The sequence below is a fragment of the Blautia sp. Marseille-P3201T genome (assembly GCF_900120295.1).
Classification (GTDB): Bacteria; Bacillota; Clostridia; order Lachnospirales; family Lachnospiraceae; genus Blautia.
This window is the reverse complement of record NZ_LT635469.1, coordinates 481596-506881: the sequence shown is the minus strand read 5'-3', so window position 1 is coordinate 506881 and position 25286 is coordinate 481596. Positions and strand designations below refer to the sequence as shown.

Annotated in this window: 37 protein-coding genes; all 37 read right to left on the bottom strand. The window is 38.1% G+C overall.

The window, feature by feature from the left end; translation table 11 throughout:
• Positions 1–2: 2 nt before the first annotated feature.
• Positions 3–914, bottom strand: coding sequence for a permease-like cell division protein FtsX (ftsX, locus tag BQ7352_RS07420; protein ID WP_072448270.1), 912 nt, complete (start codon positions 912–914; stop codon positions 3–5).
• On the bottom strand, positions 904–1590 hold the full coding sequence (gene ftsE, locus BQ7352_RS07415; protein ID WP_072448268.1) for a cell division ATP-binding protein FtsE: 687 nt from the start codon (positions 1588–1590) through the stop codon (positions 904–906). The genes ftsX and ftsE overlap by 11 nt, the downstream gene beginning before the upstream one ends.
• 24 nt (positions 1591–1614) lie before the next feature.
• Entirely contained in the window at positions 1615–2703 is a 1089-nt protein-coding gene (locus BQ7352_RS07410) for a PucR family transcriptional regulator (RefSeq protein ID WP_072448669.1), read from the bottom strand.
• 142 nt (positions 2704–2845) lie between these two features.
• Positions 2846–3532, bottom strand: coding sequence for a WecB/TagA/CpsF family glycosyltransferase (locus BQ7352_RS07405; RefSeq protein ID WP_072448266.1), 687 nt, complete (start codon positions 3530–3532; stop codon positions 2846–2848).
• 79 nt (positions 3533–3611) lie between these two features.
• Positions 3612–5381, bottom strand: a complete 1770-nt coding sequence (locus tag BQ7352_RS07400) for a cobaltochelatase CobT-related protein (protein ID WP_072448263.1) — start codon at positions 5379–5381, stop codon at positions 3612–3614.
• Positions 5382–5389: 8 nt separating this feature from the next.
• Positions 5390–6310 carry an AAA family ATPase gene (locus tag BQ7352_RS07395; RefSeq protein ID WP_072448261.1) on the bottom strand — a complete coding sequence of 307 codons (921 nt, stop codon included), beginning with the start codon at positions 6308–6310 and terminating at the stop codon, positions 5390–5392.
• Positions 6311–6570: 260 nt separating this feature from the next.
• The gene (locus tag BQ7352_RS07390; RefSeq protein ID WP_072448259.1) at positions 6571–8685 is read right to left on the bottom strand and encodes a glutamine synthetase III family protein; all 2115 of its coding nucleotides are present in this window, start codon (positions 8683–8685) and stop codon (positions 6571–6573) included.
• A gap of 106 nt (positions 8686–8791) precedes the next feature.
• Positions 8792–9340 carry a manganese efflux pump MntP gene (locus tag BQ7352_RS07385; RefSeq protein ID WP_072448257.1) on the bottom strand — a complete coding sequence of 183 codons (549 nt, stop codon included), beginning with the start codon at positions 9338–9340 and terminating at the stop codon, positions 8792–8794.
• 60 nt (positions 9341–9400) lie between these two features.
• Positions 9401–10321, bottom strand: a complete 921-nt coding sequence (locus BQ7352_RS07380) for a diacylglycerol/lipid kinase family protein (RefSeq protein WP_072448255.1) — start codon at positions 10319–10321, stop codon at positions 9401–9403.
• A gap of 139 nt (positions 10322–10460) precedes the next feature.
• Entirely contained in the window at positions 10461–10997 is a 537-nt protein-coding gene (locus BQ7352_RS07375) for a bL17 family ribosomal protein (RefSeq protein ID WP_072448253.1), read from the bottom strand.
• Positions 10998–11088: 91 nt separating this feature from the next.
• Complete coding sequence (locus BQ7352_RS07370) at positions 11089–12048, bottom strand: DNA-directed RNA polymerase subunit alpha (RefSeq protein WP_072448251.1); 960 nt, start codon at positions 12046–12048, stop codon at positions 11089–11091.
• A gap of 40 nt (positions 12049–12088) precedes the next feature.
• A complete protein-coding gene (rpsD, locus tag BQ7352_RS07365) occupies positions 12089–12682 on the bottom strand; it encodes a 30S ribosomal protein S4 (protein ID WP_072448248.1) in 594 nt (197 codons plus the stop codon).
• A gap of 18 nt (positions 12683–12700) precedes the next feature.
• Positions 12701–13093: a 30S ribosomal protein S11 gene (gene rpsK / locus BQ7352_RS07360; protein ID WP_003022734.1), complete on the bottom strand. Its 393-nt coding sequence runs from the start codon at positions 13091–13093 to the stop codon at positions 12701–12703.
• Between the two features lie 72 nt (positions 13094–13165).
• Positions 13166–13537, bottom strand: coding sequence for a 30S ribosomal protein S13 (rpsM, locus tag BQ7352_RS07355; protein ID WP_003022736.1), 372 nt, complete (start codon positions 13535–13537; stop codon positions 13166–13168).
• Positions 13538–13817: 280 nt separating this feature from the next.
• Entirely contained in the window at positions 13818–13931 is a 114-nt protein-coding gene (gene rpmJ / locus BQ7352_RS07350; protein WP_003022746.1) for a 50S ribosomal protein L36, read from the bottom strand.
• A gap of 151 nt (positions 13932–14082) precedes the next feature.
• Positions 14083–14301, bottom strand: a complete 219-nt coding sequence (gene infA / locus BQ7352_RS07345) for a translation initiation factor IF-1 (RefSeq protein ID WP_003022750.1) — start codon at positions 14299–14301, stop codon at positions 14083–14085.
• A 15-nt stretch (positions 14302–14316) separates the two neighbouring features.
• Positions 14317–14583 carry a KOW domain-containing RNA-binding protein gene (locus tag BQ7352_RS07340; RefSeq protein WP_072448245.1) on the bottom strand — a complete coding sequence of 89 codons (267 nt, stop codon included), beginning with the start codon at positions 14581–14583 and terminating at the stop codon, positions 14317–14319.
• An 11-nt stretch (positions 14584–14594) separates the two neighbouring features.
• On the bottom strand, positions 14595–15350 hold the full coding sequence (gene map, locus BQ7352_RS07335; protein WP_072448243.1) for a type I methionyl aminopeptidase: 756 nt from the start codon (positions 15348–15350) through the stop codon (positions 14595–14597).
• 2 nt (positions 15351–15352) lie between these two features.
• The gene (locus BQ7352_RS07330) at positions 15353–15997 is read right to left on the bottom strand and encodes an adenylate kinase (RefSeq protein WP_072448666.1); all 645 of its coding nucleotides are present in this window, start codon (positions 15995–15997) and stop codon (positions 15353–15355) included.
• A 174-nt stretch (positions 15998–16171) separates the two neighbouring features.
• On the bottom strand, positions 16172–17488 hold the full coding sequence (gene secY, locus BQ7352_RS07325) for a preprotein translocase subunit SecY (RefSeq protein WP_072448241.1): 1317 nt from the start codon (positions 17486–17488) through the stop codon (positions 16172–16174).
• A complete protein-coding gene (gene rplO, locus BQ7352_RS07320; RefSeq protein WP_072448239.1) occupies positions 17488–17928 on the bottom strand; it encodes a 50S ribosomal protein L15 in 441 nt (146 codons plus the stop codon). The genes secY and rplO overlap by 1 nt, the downstream gene beginning before the upstream one ends.
• A gap of 24 nt (positions 17929–17952) precedes the next feature.
• Positions 17953–18135: a 50S ribosomal protein L30 gene (gene rpmD / locus BQ7352_RS07315; protein ID WP_003022769.1), complete on the bottom strand. Its 183-nt coding sequence runs from the start codon at positions 18133–18135 to the stop codon at positions 17953–17955.
• Between the two features lie 13 nt (positions 18136–18148).
• Complete coding sequence (gene rpsE, locus BQ7352_RS07310) at positions 18149–18658, bottom strand: 30S ribosomal protein S5 (protein ID WP_003022771.1); 510 nt, start codon at positions 18656–18658, stop codon at positions 18149–18151.
• Between the two features lie 19 nt (positions 18659–18677).
• On the bottom strand, positions 18678–19046 hold the full coding sequence (gene rplR, locus BQ7352_RS07305) for a 50S ribosomal protein L18 (protein WP_003022774.1): 369 nt from the start codon (positions 19044–19046) through the stop codon (positions 18678–18680).
• A 17-nt stretch (positions 19047–19063) separates the two neighbouring features.
• Positions 19064–19603 (bottom strand): 50S ribosomal protein L6, encoded by a 540-nt coding sequence (gene rplF, locus BQ7352_RS07300; RefSeq protein WP_072448237.1) that lies wholly within the window; start codon positions 19601–19603, stop codon positions 19064–19066.
• 297 nt (positions 19604–19900) lie between these two features.
• The gene (gene rpsH, locus BQ7352_RS07295; protein WP_003022783.1) at positions 19901–20302 is read right to left on the bottom strand and encodes a 30S ribosomal protein S8; all 402 of its coding nucleotides are present in this window, start codon (positions 20300–20302) and stop codon (positions 19901–19903) included.
• A gap of 227 nt (positions 20303–20529) precedes the next feature.
• Positions 20530–20715 (bottom strand): type Z 30S ribosomal protein S14, encoded by a 186-nt coding sequence (locus BQ7352_RS07290; RefSeq protein WP_003022786.1) that lies wholly within the window; start codon positions 20713–20715, stop codon positions 20530–20532.
• Between the two features lie 23 nt (positions 20716–20738).
• Positions 20739–21278: a 50S ribosomal protein L5 gene (rplE, locus tag BQ7352_RS07285; protein ID WP_009246522.1), complete on the bottom strand. Its 540-nt coding sequence runs from the start codon at positions 21276–21278 to the stop codon at positions 20739–20741.
• 21 nt (positions 21279–21299) lie between these two features.
• A complete protein-coding gene (gene rplX, locus BQ7352_RS07280) occupies positions 21300–21605 on the bottom strand; it encodes a 50S ribosomal protein L24 (RefSeq protein ID WP_003022789.1) in 306 nt (101 codons plus the stop codon).
• A 12-nt stretch (positions 21606–21617) separates the two neighbouring features.
• Positions 21618–21986, bottom strand: coding sequence for a 50S ribosomal protein L14 (gene rplN, locus BQ7352_RS07275; RefSeq protein WP_003022791.1), 369 nt, complete (start codon positions 21984–21986; stop codon positions 21618–21620).
• 21 nt (positions 21987–22007) lie between these two features.
• On the bottom strand, positions 22008–22262 hold the full coding sequence (rpsQ, locus tag BQ7352_RS07270) for a 30S ribosomal protein S17 (RefSeq protein ID WP_072448234.1): 255 nt from the start codon (positions 22260–22262) through the stop codon (positions 22008–22010).
• A 39-nt stretch (positions 22263–22301) separates the two neighbouring features.
• Positions 22302–22505, bottom strand: a complete 204-nt coding sequence (rpmC, locus tag BQ7352_RS07265) for a 50S ribosomal protein L29 (protein WP_003022797.1) — start codon at positions 22503–22505, stop codon at positions 22302–22304.
• Positions 22495–22932, bottom strand: a complete 438-nt coding sequence (gene rplP / locus BQ7352_RS07260) for a 50S ribosomal protein L16 (RefSeq protein WP_003022799.1) — start codon at positions 22930–22932, stop codon at positions 22495–22497. Before rplP ends, rpmC begins: the two co-directional genes overlap by 11 nt.
• Positions 22933–22934: 2 nt before the next feature.
• Complete coding sequence (gene rpsC, locus BQ7352_RS07255) at positions 22935–23591, bottom strand: 30S ribosomal protein S3 (RefSeq protein WP_003022802.1); 657 nt, start codon at positions 23589–23591, stop codon at positions 22935–22937.
• Positions 23592–23602: 11 nt separating this feature from the next.
• A complete protein-coding gene (rplV, locus tag BQ7352_RS07250) occupies positions 23603–23989 on the bottom strand; it encodes a 50S ribosomal protein L22 (protein WP_003022804.1) in 387 nt (128 codons plus the stop codon).
• Positions 23990–24011: 22 nt separating this feature from the next.
• Positions 24012–24293 (bottom strand): 30S ribosomal protein S19, encoded by a 282-nt coding sequence (rpsS, locus tag BQ7352_RS07245; RefSeq protein ID WP_003022807.1) that lies wholly within the window; start codon positions 24291–24293, stop codon positions 24012–24014.
• Positions 24294–24307: 14 nt separating this feature from the next.
• Entirely contained in the window at positions 24308–25153 is an 846-nt protein-coding gene (rplB, locus tag BQ7352_RS07240) for a 50S ribosomal protein L2 (protein ID WP_072448232.1), read from the bottom strand.
• Positions 25154–25286 lie beyond the last annotated feature (133 nt).

The window sequence follows — 25286 nt, the reverse complement described above, 5'->3', positions numbered from 1 at the left end:
TTTTATACTTTTAAGTGCTTTCTAAGGGAAACAATACTTCCGATTAAACCAATACCAATACCAAGACCTACTCCGATTGGCAATAAGAAGCGGAATACTTCCCACACATCCAGGAATTGAAGAAATCCTCCCAAAATGTTAAATCTTGTAATTACATATTCTACTGCTTTTTCATAAATCATATATAAAATTCCCATTGGAAGGGCTGCACCAATCGTACCCAGAAGAATACCTTCAATGACAAACGGTACTCTGACAAAGAAGTCAGTCGCTCCAATAAGTTTCATAATACCAATTTCTTCCTGTCGAATGGAGATACCCATAGTAATCGTGTTATTAATCAAGAAGAATGCCACTGCCAGAAGAATTAAAATGATAACAATGGACACATATCCTACCAGTTTATTAAAAGTAGACAACATATCTGCCGCTTCTTTTGACTGTTTTACTTCCCGGACACCTTCCAGTCCCTCAATATGCTTTACCAGATCTGCCTGACTTTCGACTTCTTTCAGATATACATCAAAGCGTGCGGAATTCGCCAGCGGATTATCCTGATCCTTAAATCCTTCTGCCATATCCTCGTCTCCACCTAAGTATACTTCGCTAAATTCATCCCATGCTACGTCTGCAGAAATATAGTCCACCTTTGCAACCTCCGGCTGTTTCTTAATATCTGCTCCGATTTGGTCAATTTCTTCCTGTTTAATTCCTTTGTCAAAGTAAACGACAACTGCAACGCCTTCTTCCGCAGTATCTACGATATAGCGAAAGTTCATAATAATAGCAAGGAACAATCCGAATAAAAAGATACATGCTGACATAGTTGCAATGGATGCCAGAGAAAATCGCAGATTTCTCCATATATTTTTAAATCCCTGTTTTAATACATAAGCAATCGTACTAATTCTCATTCAGATATTCACCTTCTTGTTCATCACTTACAATGACGCCTTTCTTCATGGTAATTACGCGTTTTTTAAATGCATTGACAATTTCTCTGTTATGTGTAACTACCAGAACTGTTGTACCTCTTTCGTTGATTTCCTCTAAAAGTTTCATAATTTCAAAAGAGTTCTTAGGGTCTAAGTTTCCTGTAGGCTCATCTGCCAGCAAAAGATTTGGTCTGTTTACCAGCGCTCTTGCAAGGGCAACTCTCTGCTGTTCTCCACCGGAGAGCTGATCTGGCTTTGATTTATACTTTTCTGCCAGTCCTACCAGTGTAAGCATTTCCGGTACCCGCTTTTTAATAATACGAGTAGGACGCTGAATAACACGCTGAGCAAAAGCTACATTTTCATATACATTTCTGTCTTTTAAAAGACGGAAATCCTGAAATACAACTCCAATTCCTCTACGATACTTCGCTACTTTTCTACGTTTCAACTTGTTAAGGACCTGTCCGTTGACTGTAATCGTTCCACTTGTAGGATCCAGTTCCTTCAACAGCAGTTTGATGAGAGTTGATTTTCCGGAACCACTGTTTCCTACAATAAATACGAATTCACCCTTATCCACGTGAAGCGTCATATTATCAATGGCCGGCTGACCTTTGCTATATGATTTACTCACGCCTTTTAAATCAATCATAATAACCTCCTGTTTTCCTGTTCCTTAGTAATCAAGTGTTTCCATGTACTTCATATACTTCACTACCATCAATGCAATCTTAAATGTAATAGCATCTTCGAAAACCCTCAAATCCAGGCCTGTACTCTTCTGCAGTTTATCCAGACGATATACCAGTGTATTTCTATGAATATACAGCTGTCTGGAAGTTTCGGAAACATTTAAGCTGTTTTCAAAGAATTTGTTAATTGTGGTAAGTGTTTCTTCATCAAAGTCATCAGGAGAATGTGTATCAAAAATTTCCCGAATAAACATTTTACAAAGAGGGATAGGAAGCTGATAAATAAGCCTTCCAATTCCAAGAGAGCTGTATGCAATTATCTCTCTTTCTCCAAAGAAAATCTTACCTACATCAAGAGCCATTTTCGCTTCTTTATAGGAGCGGGAAACCTCTTTTAATTCTTTTACAATGGTTCCATAGGCAATATGTGTCTTTCCATCTTTTTCAACACCAAGTACAGATAAAATATTATTGGCTGTTCTCTCCAGCTGAGGATAACCGTCAGAAGCTCCCAGTTCTTTGACAATAATAATATTTTTTTCATCTACTGCTGTAACAAAATCCCCCGGCTTTCCTCCCAGAAGATTTTTAATATTTTCCAGAGAACCATAATCTTTGTCCTGACTGCTCTCTAATATATACACAACTCTGCGTACATCTACTTCAATGTGCAGTTTCTTTGCACGATTATGAATATCTACCAAGAGCAGGTTGTCTAACAAAAGATTTTTAATAAAATTATCCTTATTAAATCTTTCCTTATATGCTGTAAGTAATCCCTGAATTTGGAATACCACCAGTTTTCCTAATGTATAAGCATCATCCCCTGCGCTGCTTACCACTAAAACATATTCTAATTGATGGTCATCGTATATTTTGAAGTACTGATTTCCTTTCACTACCTGGCTGTCTGCCTGAGAATTGGCAAACGCAGCTACCTCTTCCTGTCCGCACACACTACCGGAAAAAGTAGACGCCAAAACTTTTCCTTCCATATCTGTCACACAAAAATCTGTTCTGGATATTCCCTTAAGTCCATCCAATGTATTTTGCAGTATCTGGTTTGATATCATGTTTTCTCCTTCTTTCATCATATAGTTATTTTATTATTGCATCTCCCATAAAAACCCTACTATATATACTAATACAAAATCCAAAAAAAAGAAAGAGAAAATGCAATATATTACATCTTTTTTTCAAAATGTAACAATTTATTCACATTTTCTCCATGTCTTCATTGTATTTTGATACCATTTTTTTGAAGCTGTTCTTCTCTATAAAGCGATTAAGCCAGCTGGGTTTTTTGTTTCCCTCACGAAAAATATCCAGGCAGCTGCCTAAGCTGAACCACACCTTTGTATTAATTTTTTTTCGATGTCTTTTTACAAATCTCTCCAAATCATAGACTCTGGAACAGCTTAAAACTGCCTGAGGATTCCAGGTATTAATTTCATTTATAACCTTATCTACCTGGTCTGCTTCCTCTCCCATCAGAAAATCTCTGCCCAGTATAACTATGTCCGGATATTTTTCCTGAAGATACCCATATAATTTTTCCGTATCTTCCTCATTTTCTCCTAAAAGAAAAATTTCGTTTTTATAGTGGTTCAGCAGCCAGAATACCGTTCCAAAAAAGCCGTGTTCTGAAATATCATCTTCCCACTTCTGATCTTCAAGTCCCGCTGCCTTTACGATTTCCGGCTCATCTGCCACTGCTTTATCTAAGGTTTCTATATATTCTTTTAATTCTTCATCCTGCTGAGCTGCCAGCAAAAGGTTCATGGTCAATACTCCATAAGTGGCCAAAGTTTCCTGATACCACTGCTGATTAATACTTTCTATAACATCTTCAGCATAGCACTTTTCAACAGAAATTCCCATTATTTTTATTTTTTCGCTCATTACTATCCTCTGGGGAATTCATCCCGAATACAGTATTTTTAAACATATTATACTAATATAGCAGAAGTTTTTTCAATTATCAAGTATTTTTTTCCAACTGTTTCATTAAATACCTGCCTACAACAGGTGAAAATCCGGAAATATCCCGTATATATGCAAAATCTTTTCCAAAAATTTTCTTTTCTGCCTGTAAATCCTTTTCTTCTCCTGCAAAGACTCCCAGTACACATACTCCTTGATTGCGAAGTCTTCTCACTGCAAACCCTGTATCTTTAACAGCATAATCCCCATGATAAGGCTTTGGATTTCTGGCATTTGGGCGATTTAAGATTACGTCATAAGGTCTTCCATCACTTAAAACAATCAGGATTTTATGTTCCTCTTCTCTTTGCAGCAAATCATATTCCACAGCTTTAATCGCAAGTCCATCTCTGTTATTAGAAGAGGTTACATATTCAAAAATGTTGCTGTTCTCTGTTCTGTCTGCATCATAATCTCGAAAATTGTGTAATACGGTATAATCCCAAAAAGTACAAAAACTAGTTACTCTATGAGGAATTCCCACATTACTTAACGCTTCACTTAAAATATATGCCTGAATGGCAACCTGCCCCTGTCTGGACCGTTGAGAGCCGCTGGCGTCAATTAAAACATCTACCACAAAGCTGCTGCTGTCTTCATAGAGTTCTCTTTTAAAGACTTGTGCATTGCCGGTTCTTCCAATACGCCAAAGTCTGGAAGGCAATAGCTTACCTCTGTCTGACAAAATTTCTTCTTTTTCATCTCTCATAGTAAGAGTTTTTTTAAGCATATCTGTAAGTAGACGAATGTTATTTTTTACGACTCTATGATTATCGTGATATTCATAAAGATTTTTTCCCTTTTGTTTTCTGGCATACTCATATTGATAATTGCGAAGTACCGGATCCTTTAAAACTCCCTTTGTAAAATAAAGGCTGCAGTCACTATGTATTCCTCTGCATACAAGCGCATTGATTTTCTTTTCCTCACTCTCGGTCAAATACGTCTTTCCATAGTTTCGTTCCACATAGGAATACATCTTCTCTAAAGCTTTTTCATCTACTACCAGAATATGTTTGGAATTTTCTTCCTTTCTTTGGTCTGGTTCCTCTTTTATTTCTGTATCCCGCGTATCCAGATTTGTCATATTTTCCGTAACTTTATCCAGATAAGTTTCCAGGGTATCTTCCAGAGCCTCTTCTTCCAAAAAGTCCTCCCATGAAAATTCTGCCAGTTCTTCTAAAGTTACAGACAACACCCTGGCTAAATCTCCCTGATTTCTTTCAAAATACGGATCAATCAGTTCATTATATAACTGATCTGTAGTCTGAATAAGCTCCATAGTATCCTCTGCCTCGGAAAGCTCCTGCACCATATCCATAAAATGCCGCTGTCTTGCCTCTGCTGCTCCTTTCCCACTTAAAATTTCACGGAAAAGGGCTGCTTTTAATTTACCTGCAGGATTTCCTGTTAATTTATGAAAGTCCATATCCAGAATATCCTCACAGGCACATCTTCTGATATTAGAAACGCCTTCTCGTTCCTCTATAATTTTCCCTGAAACTGCAAATTCAATGCACAATTGAGCTAAATCCATTAAAGGAGCTTCCATCGCATGAAGATAGATCTTCTTTACCAAATAAAGAGAATATTCTTCTCTATCAAAATATCTGGCAAAGGCACCCTGCTTAATTCCATCATACAACGCTACGTATTTTGATTTTGCAAAGGCTGCCAAATCCGGTTTAAATTCCAGGGAATAGTCACCACTGACCGTCCACATGAGGTTTTTTATTCTGTTTTCCAATTCCAATTCAAATTCTTCCATAATGCCCTCTATTTCTCAAATACATCCTGTGTATCCCATGTGTCAGGAATTCTGGTAAGCACTACATCTTGTACAATTTCTTTTTCAAAAACATCAAAGCATTTATTAACTACACCAATCTGTACGGCAAGCCTTGGCTTTAACCCCTGTTGTATAGTCTTTAATGCTCCTAAAATCCCTCGAAGGTCCAGAGCTTTTGTACTGATTTCGCTGTTTTGTGCTTTTAACTGTAAATCCATAAAAAGTCCAATCCACTGTTTTTTTGCATTTTCCTTTAATGTGGGAAACTTAGAAGATAAAATATAATCCAATGTTTCTTCATCCTGAGGCGGCATATCAATTACCATAAAACGGGAAACAAGCGCTTCATTTAACTCTTTCGTTCCCGCATATCCATAGTTCATAGTTCCAATAAATCTGGCGGCTTCATGGATGTCAATCTTATCATATCCCGGAACATCAATGCTTCTTCTGTAGTCCAAAGACGCATGAAGTACTGATACTGCATCATTCTTTGCCATATTGATTTCATCTAAAATTCCAAAGCCGCCATACTGAGCGCATCGGTAAATGCTTCCTTTCCGAAGCTGCACTTCATTGTTCACAAAAGTATCCGTTCCAATTAAGTCACCGCTGTCTGTATTTACATGAAAAGAAACATTATATACAGGGCGTCCGAAAATCCATGCCAAATTTTCTGCTAAAATATTTTTTCCCGTTGCCTTTGCTCCTGTAAGCAGTAAATTTTCTCCCTGAAGCAAAGCAGCTATTCCCATTTCCAGTACTTCCCTGCCATAAAAATACATATCGGGACAATTTACCCTGCCCTGTTCCCTTTCTTCCACAGGATACTTACAGCGAAATTCCTCTACTCCCTCTATCAGTCCCTTATCCACCTGCTGTTCCCTTAAAAACTCCAATTCCTTCATACTGCTAATTCCTCTTTCTATCTTCTCATTGTTTTGCAAACCTTTTTCTCTCAGTCTCTCCCTACATTTGCCGGAGAAATCCCAAACCTTCCACATATACAAAAGGAAGTTATTACACTAAGCGTATTAGAGATATTGATATATTTTCAGCGAATTTGTCGAGTACACTTTGAGACCACAGGCTCAAAGGAAACGCAGACTGAGCGTAAAATATATCAATGTTCTCGATACGCACTTAGTAGAAATAACTCCCTTATCATTTACACTTCAAATAATAAATCACCATAAGACGGCATTGGCCAGATTTCTTTATCCACAATCATTTCCAGTTCATCTACCGGTTTTCTCAGCGCCTCCATTGCCGGAATTACCTGCTGACGATAATAGAATGCCTTATCTTTACCATCTTCCATAGCGGCTGCTTTTTCTGTCACTTCTTTCAAATGGCCAAGAGCATTTTTTGTTTCTTTTAAAAGTGCAGAAGTTTCATTCAATAAATCTGTCTGTACCTCCACCTCTAAAACACCTGCTGCAACCACTGCATTAATAGAGTCTGCTAACTGTTTTGTATATTTGATAACTGTCGGAATAATCTGCTTTCCTGCAATATCCAGCATGGTTCTTGCTTCAATATTTATTGCTTTTGCATAAGCTTCATATTTAATTTCTTTTCTGGACTCTAATTCTGCTTTTGTAAACACACCAAATTCTTCAAAAAGTTCCACTGTTTTTTCATTGGTAAGTGTTTCAATCGTTTCTACCATACAGCTAAGATTTGGAAGTCCTCTTCTTTCAGCTTCTTCTACCCATTCCTGTGAATAACCATTTCCGTTAAATACAATACGCTGATGCTCTGTGAAGTTCTTTTTCATTAAATCGTGAACTGCTACATCAAAATCTTCTGCGCTTTCTAAAACATCACAGGCTTCTTTAAATGCCTGGGCTACAATGGTATTCAGCACTACATTTGCCGGTGCAATGGAGTCTCTGGATCCCACCATACGAAATTCAAATTTATTTCCTGTAAATGCAAATGGTGAGGTTCTGTTTCTGTCCGTTGTATCACGCATAAATTCAGGAATTGCCTTTACACCTGTTTCCAGCTTTTCCATTCCAATACTGTGATTTGCCATACCTGTGGTAATCAGCTGGTTCATAACATCCGTAAGCTGGTCTCCCAAGAATACAGAAATAATTGCCGGCGGCGCTTCATTTGCACCTAAACGATGGTCATTTCCCACATCTGCAGCTGACTCTCTTAAAAGAGCTGCATGATCATCTACTGCCTTCAAAATACAGCTTAACACAAGAAGAAACTGAATATTATCATGAGGTGTAATTCCCGGCTCCAAAAGATTATGTCCCGTATCTGTAGTAAGAGACCAGTTATTGTGCTTTCCTGAACCATTCACTCCTGCAAATGGCTTTTCATGAAGAAGGCATTTCATACCATGCTGAGAAGCTACTCTTTTCAAAGTTTGCATAACAATCTGATTGTGGTCAACCTCTACGTTTGCTTCTGCATAAATAGGCGCCAACTCATGCTGTGCCGGAGCAGCTTCATTGTGCTGTGTCTTGGAAGTTACCCCAAGTCTCCAGAGTTCTTCATTGACATGTTTCATATACGCAGAAACCTTCTGACGAATTGCTCCCAGATAATGGTCATCCAATTCCTGTCCTTTTGGAGGCATAGCGCCAAATAAAGTACGTCCTGTAAAAACCAGGTCTTTTCTCTGTCTGAATTTTTCATCACTTACTAAAAAGTACTCCTGTTCTGCCCCTACAGATGGTGTTACTTTTTTAGAAGTAGTATCGCCGAACAAACGGATTAAGCGAAGAGCCTGTGTATTAATTGCCTGCATAGATCTCAACAAAGGTGTTTTCTGATCCAGGGCTTCTCCTGTATAAGAACAAAATGCTGTTGGAATACACAGAGTAGCTCCTGCTGCATCATGACGTACAAAAGCCGGAGAAGTACAATCCCATGCAGTATATCCTCTTGCTTCAAAAGTAGCTCTCAGGCCTCCTGACGGAAAAGAAGAGGCATCCGGCTCACCTTTAATCAACTCTTTACCTGAAAAGCTCATCAATACCTTTCCATTTGGAAGGGGTGCTGTAATAAATGAGTCATGTTTCTCAGCAGTCACTCCTGTCAAAGGCTGAAACCAATGGGTATAGTGAGTTGCGCCTTTTTCAATAGCCCATTCCTTCATTTCGTGGGCAATTACATCAGCCATCTCCAGAGATAATTCTTTTCCTTCAAGAATTGTCTGCTTCAAATCTTTATATACTTTCTTAGGAAGACGCTGTTGCATAACCACATCATTAAAAACGTCCTCACCAAAAATTTCTGATACATCGATATACTCGCTCATTCTTTCGTTCCTTCCTCTCATTGCAATTTAAACTGCTCCCCAATCCATTTCTAGTCGTAAAACTGTTTTTAAGATACCTCAAAAACCGCTATATTGCAAGTATTTTTTATCTTTTCCACAAAAAGCCCATAGCCAAAAGCAAAAGACACACTCCACTTATCCATGATAAATCTCTCTGTGCAGTCTTACGAAAAGCACATCCCAATTTCCATCCCAGTTCCATCATGAGTATTCCACCAATAAAAGTTCCTGCTGCCAGAAATAACTGCCCTGCCTGAACCAAACCGGTTCCTACTCCCACAGCCAGACTGTCCAAAGAAAGCAAAAATGCCAGTGTAAATCCTTCTCCGGTGGTAAGCGCTTTATATATTTCCTGATTTTCTTCTTTTTGAAAGAAAAAACTTAAAATTCGATATAAACCAATTCCTGTAAGAAGAATTGCCCCCAGATATGTTGTTACATTTTCAGAAAAAAAACCTGAAAGAAAACTGCCTGTCAGCAAGGCAATTCCTAACAATCCACTCATAATCACATTCATACCTGCCACAATTTTAAAAGGCATCTTTACTCTTCTCATTCCATAAGCAAAACTGACCACAAAAGAGTCTGTGGTCAGTACAAAAATCAATACTATTTCTTTGATTATCATTTCCATCCTGTTATTCACCTGTTTTGCCTGTTTTTATTATTATATGACAAAATCAGGAACAGGTTTTTATTCCGGCGGATTGATTAATGGCACCTGATCATTTTTCGCCAACATAATCTGAACTACATGCTTCAGGTTTTTAATCTGAACATTTTTATGCTGTCCTCCAAACTCTCCATCCAATGTCCATGAAATCTCTTCTTCACATTCTATTGTTAACTCTGTTGTCTTAAACACTTCAATCATTTTTGAGTCATTGGTTCCGACAAGTGACGCAATAATTTCATTTAATTCTAAAATATTTTTTGGTCTTCGGATAAACATAACTTCAAAAACCCCATCATCTAACATAACATCCGGTCCTGTAAGACGTTTAAATCCTCCTACAGAAGTAGAATTGCTTATCATACCAAAAATAAATTCTCCTGACAGATCCATATAATCACTTGTCACATGAAGATTGTAAGATTTAATATTAAAAAGTCGCTGTGTTCCTTCTAATATATAAGCTGCATGTCCCAAAATGTTCTTCATATCCTGATTTGTTTCATAGGAAACATCTGTAAAAAGTCCAAAAGCTGCAATATATACAAAATAATCGTCATTAAATCCCCCTACATCAAAAGCATGAGGAATTCCTTCTACAATATCCGTTGCTGCCTGCAGCATATTCTTTGATATATGAAGGCTATTGGCAAAATCATTGGTACTTCCTGCCGGAATATAGCCAATAGGGACTTGATGTCCTCCTATGAGCATGCCGGTAACTACCTCATCAAGAGTCCCATCACCGCCACTGGCAACTACAATGTCATAATTTCCCGCTTTCCTCTTTGTTACCTTTAATCCGTCCATATAGGCCTGTGTAGGGTGAACGGTAATTTCATATCCACCTTTCACGAAAATATCCAGAATATCCATCAGGCGGTTTTTAATACTTCCTTTTCCTGATCTTGGATTAAATATAAAAAGCATTTTTTTTCCCATACCACAGTCCTCCTGTCATTTCTTCGATTTATTATTTTACTACTTTTGAACAAATTAAACAAGCAAAACGACTTAGACTGTACGAAATAAAATGAGCCAAGACACATTTTGCATCTTGGCTCGTTTTATTATTCTGATATTATACTAATTCCAGAACTACTTCCATCGCAGCATCACCTTTACGTGGTCCGATTTTGATAATTCTTGTATAACCACCATTACGGTCAGCGTATTTTGGTGCGATTTCTGTAAATAATTTTTCTGTTAAGTCGATTTCTTTTGTGTTTTTCTTTTTACCAGCTGCAGCTGTTGGAACTTCTTTCACTGGGTAAAGAACTTTTAACATCTGTCTTCTGGCATGTAATCTGGAAGGAGCATCCTTCTTGATTTCTTTCTGTACTTCATCGTATACAGTAACTTTTTTACCATCTACAACTTCTTTTACTCTCTTGCCTTCAGCATCTTTACGAGCAACTTTTGCTGTAATTGTTACTGTTTCGAAGTTATCTTTTTCGCGAACTGCCATAGCGATTAAACCATCAGCAATTTTACGAACTTCTTTTGCTTTTGTTTCAGTTGTAACAATTCTTCCATGATATAATAAGTTTGTTACCTGATTTCTAAGTAAAGCTTTTCTCTGGTCAGCAGTTCTGCCTAATTTTCTATATTTTGCCATTTTAGATTTTCCTCCATTTGTGGAACAATACGCCATGCTTCTTCGGACTTACTGACGTATTGCTTTTCTTCCATAAATTTATATCAGAGGCTTACTCTTCGCTTGGATTTAACTGTAAGCCTAATTCTTTTAATTTTGCTAAAACTTCTTCTAAAGATTTACGTCCCAGATTACGAACTTTCATCATATCTTCAGAAGTACGATTGCAAAGTTCTTCTACTGTATTGATACCAGCACGTTTTAAGCAGTTATAGGAACGAACAGATAATTCTAACTCATCAATATTCATTTCCAGAACTTTTTCTTTTTCATTGTCTTCTTTCTCAATCATGACTTCAGCAGTCTTTGCACTTTCAGAAAGATCAATAAAGAGGCTTAAATGCTCGCTCAGTACCTTTGCAGCCAGGCTGACAGCCTCGTCTGCATCCAGTGTGCCGTTTGTATAAATATCCAGTGTCAGTTTATCATAGTCTGTAACCTGACCAACACGGGTATTTTCAACAGCCATATTTACACGTTCAACCGGTGTATAGATTGCATCTACTGCAATCATGCCAATCGGCATGTCATCTGTTTTTCCTTTGTCTGCGCTTACATATCCACGTCCCTTTGTAATTGTCAGCTCTGCATTGAATTTGCAGTCTGCACCACCATTTAAAGTAGCAATTACCAGGTCAGGATTTAAAATTTCCAAATCCTGGTCTACCTGAATATCAGCACCAGTCACAACACCTTCACCTTCAAACTCAATATATGCAGTTTTTGGTTCATTGCTGTCACTTACGTTCTTAATTGCCAGATTTTTCAGGTTCATGATGATTTCTGTAACATCTTCCTTTACACCTGGAATAGAACTGAATTCGTGAAGAACACCATCAATTTTCACTTGGCTTACTGCAGCACCCGGTAAAGAAGACAGCATAATTCTTCTTAAAGAGTTACCTAAAGTAATACCATATCCTCTTTCCAGAGGTTCTACCACGAATTTCCCATATCTCTTATCATCAGACATTTCTGTGATTTGAATTTTGGGTTTGTTAAAATCGAACATGCAAAGCCCTCCTTGCTACGTGCACAATTTCACTTTTTAATTATTTAGAATATAACTCGACGATTAACACTTCATCAACCGGTACGTCGATTTCTTCTCTTGTAGGAAGTGCTTTTACTTCACCTTTTAAAGCTTCCTGATCGATATCTAACCAAGCTGGAACTAAACGTCCGCCAGTTACTTCAAGGATATCTTTATATCTCTGAGAACCTTTGCATTTTTCTTTGATTTCAATAACATCGCCAGCTTTTACTAAGTAAGATGGGATATTAACCTGTTTTCCGTTAACCAGTACATGTTTGTGGTCAACGATCTGTCTTGCTTCTTTTCTTGTTCTGGCAAGTCCCATACGGAATACTACGTTATCCAGACGTGTTTCCAGCATGATCATCAGGTTTTCACCTGTCTGTCCTGGTTTCTGGTCTGCTTTTTTGTAGTAGTTACGGAAAGGTTTTTCCAGAACGCCGTAAATGAATTTAGCTTTCTGTTTTTCTCTTAACTGAAGTCCGTATTCAGACATTTTTCTATTTGCTCTTTTTAACTGTCTAGTAGATTTTTTGTCAATTCCTAAATATACAGGATCAAGACCTAATGATCTACATCTTTTCAGAACTGGTACTCTATTTACTGCCATGATTCTTTGACCTCCTAATTAGACTCTTCTACGTTTTGGTGGACGACAACCGTTGTGTGGAACTGGTGTTACATCTTTGATACTTGTAACTTCGATACCACAAGCTGCCAATGCACGGATTGCTGCTTCTCTACCTGAACCAGGTCCTTTTACAAAAACGTCAACAGTCTTCAGACCATGAATAACAGCTGCTTTTGCTGCTGTTTCTGCAGCCATCTGAGCTGCATATGGAGTAGATTTCCTTGAACCTTTAAATCCCAGACCACCGGCACTTGCCCATGATAAAGCATTACCTTCAGCATCTGTCAATGTAACGATTGTGTTATTGAAAGAAGACTGGATATGTGCCTGTCCGCGTTCAACGTTTTTCTTAACACGCTTTTTTGTCACTTTTTTTGTAACTTTAGCCATTTTTAAACTAACCTACTTTCTCTAATATTCAAACTTAATAGTAATTCTCAATCTTATTTAAGCTGTTACTTATTATTTTTTCTTGTTAGCAACAGTTCTCTTAGGACCTTTTCTTGTTCTTGCATTTGTTTTAGTCTTCTGACCACGAACAGGAAGTCCTTTACGATGACGGATACCTCTGTAGCATCCGATTTCCTGAAGTCTCTTGATGTTTAAAGCGATTTCTCTTCTTAAATCACCTTCTACCGGAATCTGTAATTCTTCGATAGCATCACGGATTTTTCCTACTTCTTCGTCTGTAACGTCTCTGACACGAGTGTCAGGATTTACGCCTGCCTTTTCAAGAATACGGTTTGAAGTTACTCTACCAATTCCGTAGATATAAGTCAATCCGATTTCAACACGTTTTTCTCTTGGTAAGTCTACACCAGCTATACGAGCCATGTATTTGTTCCTCCATTTTTCTGTTAATATTGTTCCTAATTGAGATATATAAAACTGACGGGGTTTTACATATCCAGCCGCAAAAATAATTTTACGCAGCCTTTCCGGCATTTGGCGGATACCGGTATTAAGCAATATTTTATCCTGTTCTCGGTAAAACAGTTAACGTGATAATATTACTATATTTAATCAGTACGAACAACGCACCCTGGTGGTTCATACTGCAGCCGCACTAAAATTTTCACAAACTAATCGTCATACATTTCATTTATACTTGAAATTAACCCTGGCGCTGTTTGTGTTTTGGGTTTTCACAGATAATTCTGATACTTCCCTTTCTTTTAATAACCTTGCACTTTTCGCAAATTGGTTTTACAGATGATCTAACTTTCACTGTTCTTCCTCCTTTCTGAGCATAAAAGTACGCTTTATATAATAGCACCTATGCAGCAAGATTGCAAGCACTTTTTTAAGATTTTTCCATTTTTAAATAGAAAAAGCCAATGTTCTTTCATATATAGAAAAAGAACATCAGCTTCTCTATCTTATTTATCTCTCCAGATAATTCTTCCCTTACTTAAATCATAAGGTGACATTTCAATCGTAACTTTATCTCCCGGAAGAATGCGAATGAAATTCATTCTTAATTTTCCGCTGATATGAGCTAAAATCACATGTTTGTTTTCCAGTTCTACTTTAAACATAGCGTTAGGTAATTTTTCCAACACTGTTCCTTCTACTTCAATAACGTCTGCCTTTGACATAGACTAAACCTCCTGTTAATCGTTTTCATAATCTTTAATGGCTTTTTTAATATGTTCGTTCTGCATTTCTTTATTTCCCTGTATTCTTTCCTGCAAAACAGAAGGGATCTTATATATGATCTGAATGTGTTTTCTTTTTTTCTTTTTTAAGTTATCCACAGTCCGGTGTATCCCATCTGCCAGATAAACATATTCAGCATCTACATGCATCACTACATACAGCTTTCCAATATCATGCCCTGCCTTTGATCTGGCAAGCATACCTTTTTCAAATTCTCGCATAAAGCCTCCTGTTATTTACTCAGGGTGAGAATTTCCGGCTCGCCGTCTGTAATCAGAATTGTATTCTCATAATGCGCTGATAAAGAACCGTCCTGAGTTACAACAGTCCAGTCATCATCCAGCCATTCCACGTCTGCCCGCCCCATATTAATCATAGGTTCAATGGCCAGCGTCATACCCGGAACTAGCCGTATACCTCTGCGTCTTTGAGGGAAATTAGGAATTTGTGGATCTTCATGTAAGTGTGTTCCAATGCCGTGTCCTACTAAATCGCGTACAACACCATAGCCGAATTTCTCTGCATATCCGCCGATTGCAGCAGAAATATCATGTAAATGATTGCCAGCTTTTGCATACTTTATTCCTTCGAAAAAGCTCTGTTTTGTTACATCAATTAACTTCTGTGCTTCCGGTGAAATTGTACCTACTGCATAAGTACGTGCTGCATCAGAATGATATCCTTTATAAATCAGTCCTGCATCAAGGCTGACAATATCTCCATCCTGAAGAATTCTGTGTTTATTTGGAATACCATGTACCACTTCATCATTTACAGATACACAAATAGATGCCGGGTAACCATTATAGTTAAGAAAATTAGGAATACCGCCAAGACTTCTGATAAGCTTTTCGCCTAACCGGTCTATATCCAGAGTACTAATTCCCGGTTTAATAAATTCACCAAGCTCATCATGTACTTTTTCCAGAAGTCTTCCGGACTCTCTCATTAGTTCAATTTCTCTGGCAGTTTTAATTGTTACTGACATTTTTACTCTCCTAACACATTTACAATTGCCTGGAAAACATCTTCCAAATCAACTGTACCATCTACTTCTTTCATAACACCTGCTTTTGCATAGTAGTCGATGAGAGGCTGTGTCTGATCATGATAAACACCAAGACGTTTTAAAACAGTTTCTTCTTTATCATCATCTCTTAATACCAGCTTTTCACCACATGCATCGCATACACCTTCTGTTTTAGGTGCATTAAATTCCGCATGATATGTAGCTCCACATCCTAAGCATGCACGTCTTCCAGACATACGTTTTACAATATTCTCATCCGGAACTTCTACATTGATCGCATAATCAATTTTTTCTCCCATTTTTGAGAGCGCTGCATCAAGGCTTTCTGCCTGAGGAATTGTTCTTGGGAAACCATCCAGAATGTATCCGTTTTTGCAGTCTTCTTTTGCAACACGATCAATTACCAAGTCAACAGTTAATTCATCCGGTACTAAAAGTCCCTGATCCATATAAGTTTTTGCTTTTTTTCCAAGCTCTGTGCCATTTTTAATGTTTGCTCTGAAAATATCTCCTGTGGAAATATGAGGAATTCCATATTTTTCCGCAATCTTTTTCGCCTGTGTACCTTTTCCTGCTCCAGGTGCACCTAACATGATAATTTTCATATTAATCTTCCCCTTTCTGAATATAAGCAATGCTTCTTCCATAGACTCATACATATATAATCATACACCATAGAAGCATTTTTCGCTATATATAAATATATCATTTTAAAAGACCGCCGCAACAACAGAAAACTTCTGCTCTCCCTGCGACGGTCATAAAATATACTATCTACATTATTCGCTTAAAAATCCTTTATAGTTACGGACTAACATACGGGACTCAATCTGTTTTAATGTTTCCAGTACAACACCAACCACAATGATTAAAGATGTTCCACCAAAAGAAACATTTGCACCGAATACTCCATTAAAGAAGAATGGAATAACAGCTACAATTACCAGACCTGTTGCACCGATGAAAATCAGGTAACTTAAGATTTGCTCAAGGTATTCCTGTGTTGGTTTACCAGGTCTGATACCCGGAATAAATCCACCCTGCTTTTTCATATTATCAGCTACTTCCATAGGATTAAAAGTAATGGATGTATAGAAATATGCAAAGAAGATAACTAATAAAATATAAACTATCAATCCGATAGAATACACTGGTTCGCTTGGATTAAACCAATTGTTGGAAGTGAGGGCTTTTAAAATATGTCCTCCAATACCTTTTCCTCCTGTTTTACCCATTAAAGTCATAATAATGACTGGGAAAGACATTAAAGAGGAAGCAAAGATAATAGGAATAACACCTGCTGTGTTTACTTTCAATGGAATAGAACTTGACTGTCCACCCATAACTTTTCTTCCCACCATCTTTTTGGAATACTGTACCGGAATTTTTCTTACACCACCGTTTAAGATTAAAACCAGTACTACTACAACGAGAATTACCGCTGCAATAATAAGTGCTGCTAAAGCACCTTTTGCGATTGTTTTCCCTTTAACAAACTGTTCAAAAAGAGTTACCAAATCACTTGGAATTCTGGATACAATATTAATCATCAAAATGATGGAAATACCATTTCCCACACCTTTTTCAGTAATTTGTTCCCCAATCCACATAAGCATTGCTGAACCAGCAGTCAGGCAGCATACAACTACAACACCTTTTAAAAAGTTCATATCTGGAATAAGTCCTTTATTACCAAATCCGATTGTCATAGCAATAGACTGGCATAAAGCAAGTCCGATTGTAACATAACGCGTAATAGCTGTTAATTTCTTTCTGCCTTCTTCACCATCTCTCTGCATATCTTCCAGACTCTTAAACGCAATGGTTAAAAGCTGAATGATAATAGAAGATGTAATATATGGTGTAATGCTCAATGCAAAAATTGACATTTCGGTAAAGGAACCGCCAGTGAATGCGTCAAAGAAATTGAACGCATCACTGGACTGGCTCGCAAACCAATTTTTGAAATAATTACTATCTACTCCTGGTATAGGAAGCTGTGAACCAATACGCACAACCACCAGCATCAGAAATACATAGAAAAGACGACGTCTTACATCCTTAATTTTAAAGGCATTCTTAAGAGTCTTGAGCATTAGATCACCTCTACTGTTCCACCTGCGGCTTCAATTTTAGCTTTTGCGGTTTCGCTTACAGCATTAACCTTAACATTAAGCTTCTTAGTAAGTTCTCCATTACCCAGAAGTTTAACGCCATCTCCTAATTTGGAGATAGCTCCAGAAGCTAATAAAGCTGCTGGTGTAACATCAGCACCGTCTTCAAATCTGTTTAAGATATCAACGTTTACTGCAATGATTTCTTTAGAATTTCTACATTTGAAGCCTCTCTTAGGAAGTCTTCTATATAAAGGCATCTGACCACCTTCAAATCCTGGTCTTTTTGCACCTGAACGTGCTTTCTGACCTTTGTGGCCCTTACCTGCTGTCTTACCATTACCTGAACCATGTCCACGACCGCGTCTGAAGTTATCGCTCTGTCTGGAACCTTCAGCTGGTCTTAAGTTTGATAATTCCATGATGGCACCTCCTTCTTATATTAATTAGATTTCTTCTACTTTAACTAAGTGTCTTACCTGCTGAATCATACCACGAACTGCAGCATTGTCAGGCATTTCAACTGTTTTGTTAAGTTTCTTTAAACCTAAAGCTTCTACTGTTTTTTTATGTTTCGGAACAGCACCGATTGTAGATTTCACCAGAGTGATTTTTAATTTATCTGCCATTTTCTAATCCTCCCTATGCAAAAATCTCATCTACAGATTTTCCACGAAGTTTAGCAACTTCTTCCGGAGTCTTTAACTGGCTTAAACCTGCGATTGTAGCGAGAACTACGTTCTGTTTGTTACGGGAACCCATACATTTTGTACGGATATTCTTAATACCTGCAAGTTCAATAACTGCACGAGCTGGACCTCCGGCGATAACACCAGTACCTTCTGGAGCTTTCTTCAGCAGCATTTCTGCGCTTCCGAATTTTCCGATGAAGTCATGTGTAATACTTCCGTTTTCATCTCTTGCTACTGTAACTAATTTTTTCATAGCATCTTCTTTTCCTTTGCGGATTGCTTCAGGAATTTCAGTTGCTTTACCTAAACCTGCGCCAACGTGTCCGTTGCCATCACCAACAACAACTAAAGCTGTGAAACGGAAGTTACGACCACCTTTAACAACCTTTGTTACACGCTTGATTGACACTACTTTTTCTTCTAATTCAAACTGACTAGCATCAATGATAGAACGTTTCATGTGTTCATTTCCTCCCTTATTAGAATTCTAACCCAGCTTCTCTTGCTGCGTCTGCTAATGCTTTAACTTTTCCATGGTAAATGAAGCCGCCTCTGTCGAAAACAACTTCTTTAATACCAGCTTCAATTGCTCTTTTAGCAATTACTGTTCCTAAGTATGCTGCTGCATCAACGTTATTGGTTTTTTCTAACTCAGCTTTTACTTCTTTCTGTGTTGTAGAAGCAGAAACAAGAGTTCTTCCAACTGTATCGTCAATAATTTGAGCATACATATGATTATTGCTGCGGAATACTGCTAAACGTGGTGTAGCAGATGTACCGCTAAGATGATTACGTAATCTTCTATGTTTTTTTGCGCGAACTTTCGCTCTTGATACTTTACTAACCATTTTTACACTCTCCTTACTTATTTCTTACCAGTTTTACCAACTTTACGTCTGATAACTTCATCAGCATATTTAATACCTTTACCTTTGTATGGTTCAGGTCTTCTCTTATCTCTGATTTCAGCAGCGTACTGGCCAACTTTTTCTTTGTCAATTCCGGATACAATGATTTTGTTTCCGTCTACTTTACAGTCTAATCCTTCTGGATCTTCCATTTCTACTGGATGAGAGTAACCAAGGTTCAAAACTAATTTTTTACCCTGTTTTGCTGCTCTATAACCTACACCGTTAACTTCCAGAGTTTTTTCATATCCCTGGCTAACACCGATTACCATATTCTGGATCAATGTTCTTGTTAAACCATGTAAAGCTTTCATTTTCTTTAAGTCGCTTGGTCTTGTAACAACTACATGACCATCTTCTAATTTGATTGACATTTCAACAGGTAACGCTTTTTCAAGTGTTCCTTTAGGACCTTTTACAGTCACTACGTTGTTCTCAGCAATTTTAACTTCTACTCCTGCTGGAACAGCTACAGGCAGTCTTCCAATTCGTGACATACCAATTTCCTCCTTACTTAGATTTTCGGAAGGGCCGATTATGGTTCCCTTCTGTTTTCAGTATTGCATTTATATGATAAAGGACAAAGTCCTGTTATCCTCTCGCTTGGACATAATAAAAAACTCGCTTGGACACATTCTGATTGTTTCATCAGACTCTAAAAGGGGTATGTTTTTCTACTTTAGCGGAAACATCTCTCAACTAAGCTCAAACTGCGTTTTCGCTAAGGTTCGAGATGGGCTTTCACACTAACCTCGTACTTCGCCTTCGGCTTGTACTTGCTAAGTGTTCAATGCCTACCAAACAAATGCTAAAACTTCTCCGCCTACGTGAAGTTTTCTAGCTTCTTTGTCTGTGATAACTCCCTGGTTTGTAGAAAGGATTGCAATTCCTAATCCGCCTAATACTCTTGGAATTTCCTGGCTTCCAGCGTAAATACGAAGACCTGGTTTAGAAATTCTCTTCAGACCTGTAATGATTTTTTCATTTTTGTCTGCACCGTATTTTAATGTGATGCGGATTGTTTTGAATGCTCCATCTTCAAGAACATCATATTTTGCAATGTAACCTTCTTTTAACAGAATGTCTGCAATAGCAAGTTTCATTTTAGATGCTGGAACATCTACTGTATCGTGTTTAGCAGTATTTGCGTTACGAATTCTTGTAAGCATATCTGCGATTGGATCGCTCATTGTCATGATAGTTTCCTCCTGTTTTTAGACTTTTCATGTAATATATTTTTTGTTTTATTTGAAATCCTCTTTAGGTTTCATTTAGGTATGTTCCCCGACACCTAAAGAAGGGGTATGTTCGCTCAGCTAAACTCAGCTTTCGCCTTTGGCTCGGCTTCGTTAAGATTTGCGAACAACCTCGCACTAAGTTCGAGCATCGCCGAAGGGCGATGTCTCACTAAGTTGCTTTCGGTTTACCAGCTTGCTTTTTTAACTCCTGGGATCTGTCCTTTGTATGCTAATTCACGGAAGCAAACACGGCAGATACCGTATTTTCTCAAGTAAGCATGTGGACGTCCACAGATACGGCAACGGCTGTATTCTCTTGTGGAGAATTTCTGTTTGCGCTGCTGTTTAACTTTCATTGCTGTTTTAGCCATGAATTTTCCCTCCTAAATTTATCTTACTTTGCAAATGGCATATTAAATAATGTCAATAATTCACGAGCTTCTTCGTCTGTTTTAGCAGTAGTTACGAAAATAATATCCATACCTCTTACTTTATCGACTTTATCGTATTCCACTTCAGGGAAAATTAACTGCTCTTTGATTCCCAATGCGTAGTTTCCTCTGCCGTCAAAAGCATTAGGATTAACGCCGCGGAAGTCACGTACTCGAGGCAGTGCTAAGTTGATGAGACGATCAGCAAATTCATACATTTTTTCGCCTCTTAATGTTACTTTACAACCGATTGGCATACCTTCACGAATTTTGAAGTTAGCAACGGAATTTTTTGCTTTTGTTGTAACAGCTTTCTGACCTGTGATTAATTCCATATCAGCTACAGCTGCGTCTAACAATTTAGCGTTATCTTTGGCTTCACCTACACCCATGTTAACAACGATTTTGTCGAGTTTCGGCACTTCCATGATATTCTTATAACCAAACTTTTTGATCATAGCATCTACGATCTCATTTTTGTACATTTCTTTCAGTCTGCTCACTTTAAATGGCCTCCTCTCTTATTAATCGATTACTTTGCCTGTAGTTTTAGCAACACGCACTTTTTTACCATCTTCAACTTTAAAGCCTACTCTGGTAGCTTTTCCTTCATGCATAACCATTACGTTAGATGCATCAATCCAAGCTTCTTTATTTACAATACCGCCCTGCTGATTAGCCATGGATGGTTTTGTGTGTTTTGTGATCATGTTTACGCCTTCAACCAGAACAGCGCCTTTTTTCGGATTAACAGAGATTACTTTTCCTTCTTTGTCTTTATCTTTACCAGCGATAACTTTTACAGTATCACCTTTTTTAATCTTAAACATCAGGCTTACCTCCTATAATACTTCCGGAGCTAAGGAAACAATTTTCATAAACTGTTTATCACGAAGCTCTCTGGCTACTGGTCCAAAAATACGAGTTCCTTTTGGTGTTTTATCATCTTTGATGATAACAGCAGCGTTTTCATCGAACTTAATGTAAGAACCATCTTTACGACGAACACCTTTTACACTACGAACAACAACGGCTTTCACAACATCGCCTTTTTTCACAACACCGCCTGGTGTTGCATCTTTTACAGTAGCAACGATTACATCACCGATGTTAGCATATCTTCTAGTAGAACCACCCAAAACACGGATGCAGAGGATTTCTTTTGCACCTGTATTGTCAGCGACTCTAAGTCTACTTTCCTGTTGAATCATGCTTAGATTCCTCCTTACAAATTATTTTGCTCTTTCTACTACTTCAACAAGTCTCCATCTTTTATCTTTAGATAATGGTCTTGTTTCCATAACTTTTACAGTATCACCGATTTTGCATGTGTTTTCTTCATCATGCGCTTTTAATTTATATGTTCTCTTTACGATTTTTCCATAAAGAGGATGTTTAACGTGGTCTTCAATAGCTACAACAATGGTCTTGTCCATTTTGTCGCTTACAACTTTACCAACACGTGTTTTTCTAAGATTTCTTTCCACGATTATGCTGCTCCTTTCTATTTATGAGGAAGTAATTCCTTATGCATTTGCCTTCTGAGCAATCAGAGTCTGGATTCTAGCGATGTTCTTACGAACTTCTTTAATTCTGCTTGTGTTGTCCAGCTGATTTGTTGCATTCTGAAATCTCAAGTTAAAGAGTTCCTTTTTAGCAGCTACTAATTCTTCCTGTAATTCTGCAGCTGATTTTGTCTTTAAATCTTCTACATAATTTTTAATTTTCACTGTTATCACCGCCTTCTAAGTCTGCACGAGAAACGATTTTACATTTACATGGTAATTTGTGCATCGCAAGACGTAACGCTTCACGAGCTGTTTCTTCCGGAACACCTGCGATTTCAAACATTACTCTGCCTGGCTTTACAACTGCTACCCAGTATTCTAAGGCACCTTTACCGGAACCCATACGTGTTTCTGCTGGTTTTGCTGTTACTGGTTTATCTGGGAAAATTTTAATCCATACTTTACCACCACGTTTGATATAACGAGTCATGGCAACACGGGCTGCTTCGATCTGGTTGGAACGGATCCAGCATGGTTCTGTTGCTACTAAACCGAATTCACCGTAGTTGATTTTATTTCCTCTTAATGCTTTTCCTTTCATGGATCCGCGGAATTGTTTACGACGTTTAACTCTTTTTGGCATTAACATAATTATTTATCGCTCCCTTCCTTAGTTCCTTTTGTTGGAAGTACTTCGCCATTGTAGATCCATGCCTTTACGCCAACTTTGCCGTAAGTTGTATCTGCTTCAGCGAAACCATAGTCGATATCTGCTCTTAATGTCTGAAGTGGAATAGTTCCTTCGCTGTAGAACTCTGTACGAGCCATATCAGCACCACCAAGACGTCCGGATACAGCTGTTTTAATACCTTTAGCACCAGCTTTCATTGTTCTGGACATTGTAGATTTCATAGCACGACGGAAAGAAATACGGTTTTCTAACTGTAATGCAATATTTTCAGCTACTAACTGAGCATCTTTGTCTGGTCTTTTTACTTCTTTAATGTCAACAACTAATTTTTTATCTGTGAATTTCTGTAATTCAACTTTAACTTTTTCAATTTCTGCTCCGCCTTTACCAATTACAACACCTGGTTTAGCAGTGTAGATAATGATTTTCACTCTGTCAGATGCTCTTTCGATTTCAATCTTGGAAACACCTGCGCTGTATAATTTCTTTTTCAGGTATGTTCTGATGTTATAGTCTTCTACTAAGTTATCAGCGAAATCGCCTTCAGCATACCATTTGGAATCCCAGTCTTTGATAACTCCGACTCTGAGTCCGTGTGGGTTAACTTTCTGTCCCATGATAGTCCTCCTTATCTTTCATCCAACACAACAGTGATATGGCAGTTTCTCTTTTCAATTCTGTAAGCTCTACCCTGAGCTCTTGGTTTAATTCTCTTCATTGTAGGTGCTTTGTTAGCGTAGCACTCTGCAATGTAAAGATTTTCCGGATTCATACCATTGTTATTTTCAGCGTTTGCGATTGCTGACTCTAATAATTTTTTGATTACGCTGGAAGCGTATCTTGGGTTGTATGTTAAGATACCCAGTGCTGTCTGAACATCTTTACCACGAATTACATCCAGTACATAGCAAGCTTTCTGTACGGACATTCTTGCGTAGGATAATTTTGCAGACGGTCTTGTATCTTTATTAGCATTTCTTGCTCTTTTAATCTGACTTCTATGTCCTTTTGCCATGATAAAAGCCTCCTTTCAAATATTAGCGAACACCTGATTTTTTCTCGTCTTTTCCGTGTCCTCTGTATGTTCTTGTTGCTACGAACTCACCGAGTTTGTGACCAACCATATCTTCTGTTACATATACTGGCACATGTTTTCTTCCATCATGAACAGCAATTGTGTGTCCAACGAAAGAAGGGAAAATTGTGGAACGACGTGACCATGTTTTAATAACTGTCTTATCTCCAGCAGCATTCATAGCATCTACTTTTTTCAGTAAGCTTTCATCTGCGAACGGTCCTTTTTTTAATGAACGAGCCATTGTCTTACCTCCTACTATTTAGCTAATGTTTTACCATCTCGTCTTCTTACGATTAACTTGTTAGACTGTTTCTTTTTCTTTCTTGTCTTCAAGCCAAGAGCTGGTTTGCCCCATGGTGTACATGGACCTGGGCGTCCGATACCAGTCTTACCTTCACCACCACCATGTGGATGGTCATTCGGGTTCATAACAGAACCACGAACTGTTGGTCTGATACCCATGTGACGTTTACGTCCTGCTTTACCAATGTTGATAAGGCTGTGCTCGCCATTTCCTACAACGCCGATAGAAGCGCGGCAGTTTAATGGAACCATTCTCATTTCACCAGATGGCAGACGAAGTGTTGCATATTTACCTTCTTTTGCCATTAACTGTGCTCCGTTACCAGCGGAACGAACTAACTGTCCGCCTTTTCCCGGATACAGTTCAACGTTGTGTACCATTGTACCAACTGGGATTTCAGATAATGGTAAGCAGTTACCTGTTCTAACTTCTGCGTTAGCACCATTCATAACTTTCATACCAACTTTTAATCCTTCAGGAGCTAAGATGTATGCTTTTTCACCATCAGTATAAGCGATTAAAGCGATGTTAGCTGTTCTGTTTGGATCGTATTCGATTGTTTTAACAACTGCAGGCACATCATCTTTTCTTCTCTTGAAGTCGATAATTCTATATTTTCTTCTGCTTCCGCCTCCGCGGTGTCTAACTGTGATTTTACCCTGATTATTACGTCCAGCATTTTTCTTTAAGGACACTACCAGAGATTTCTCCGGTGTAGAAGTTGTGATTTCAGAGAAATCAGAACCTGTCATGTGTCTTCTGGAAGGTGTATATGGGCTATATGTTTTAATTCCCATTACTAGCTCTCCTTTCATAATCCACCAGTTTCAACTCATCCTGGTGTTTCTTTGCCGCAGCCAAATATCGGATTATTTTTTCTCGACTGCTTGTCTATATTTTTAACGGGTTTGTTCACTCAACTAAATTCGG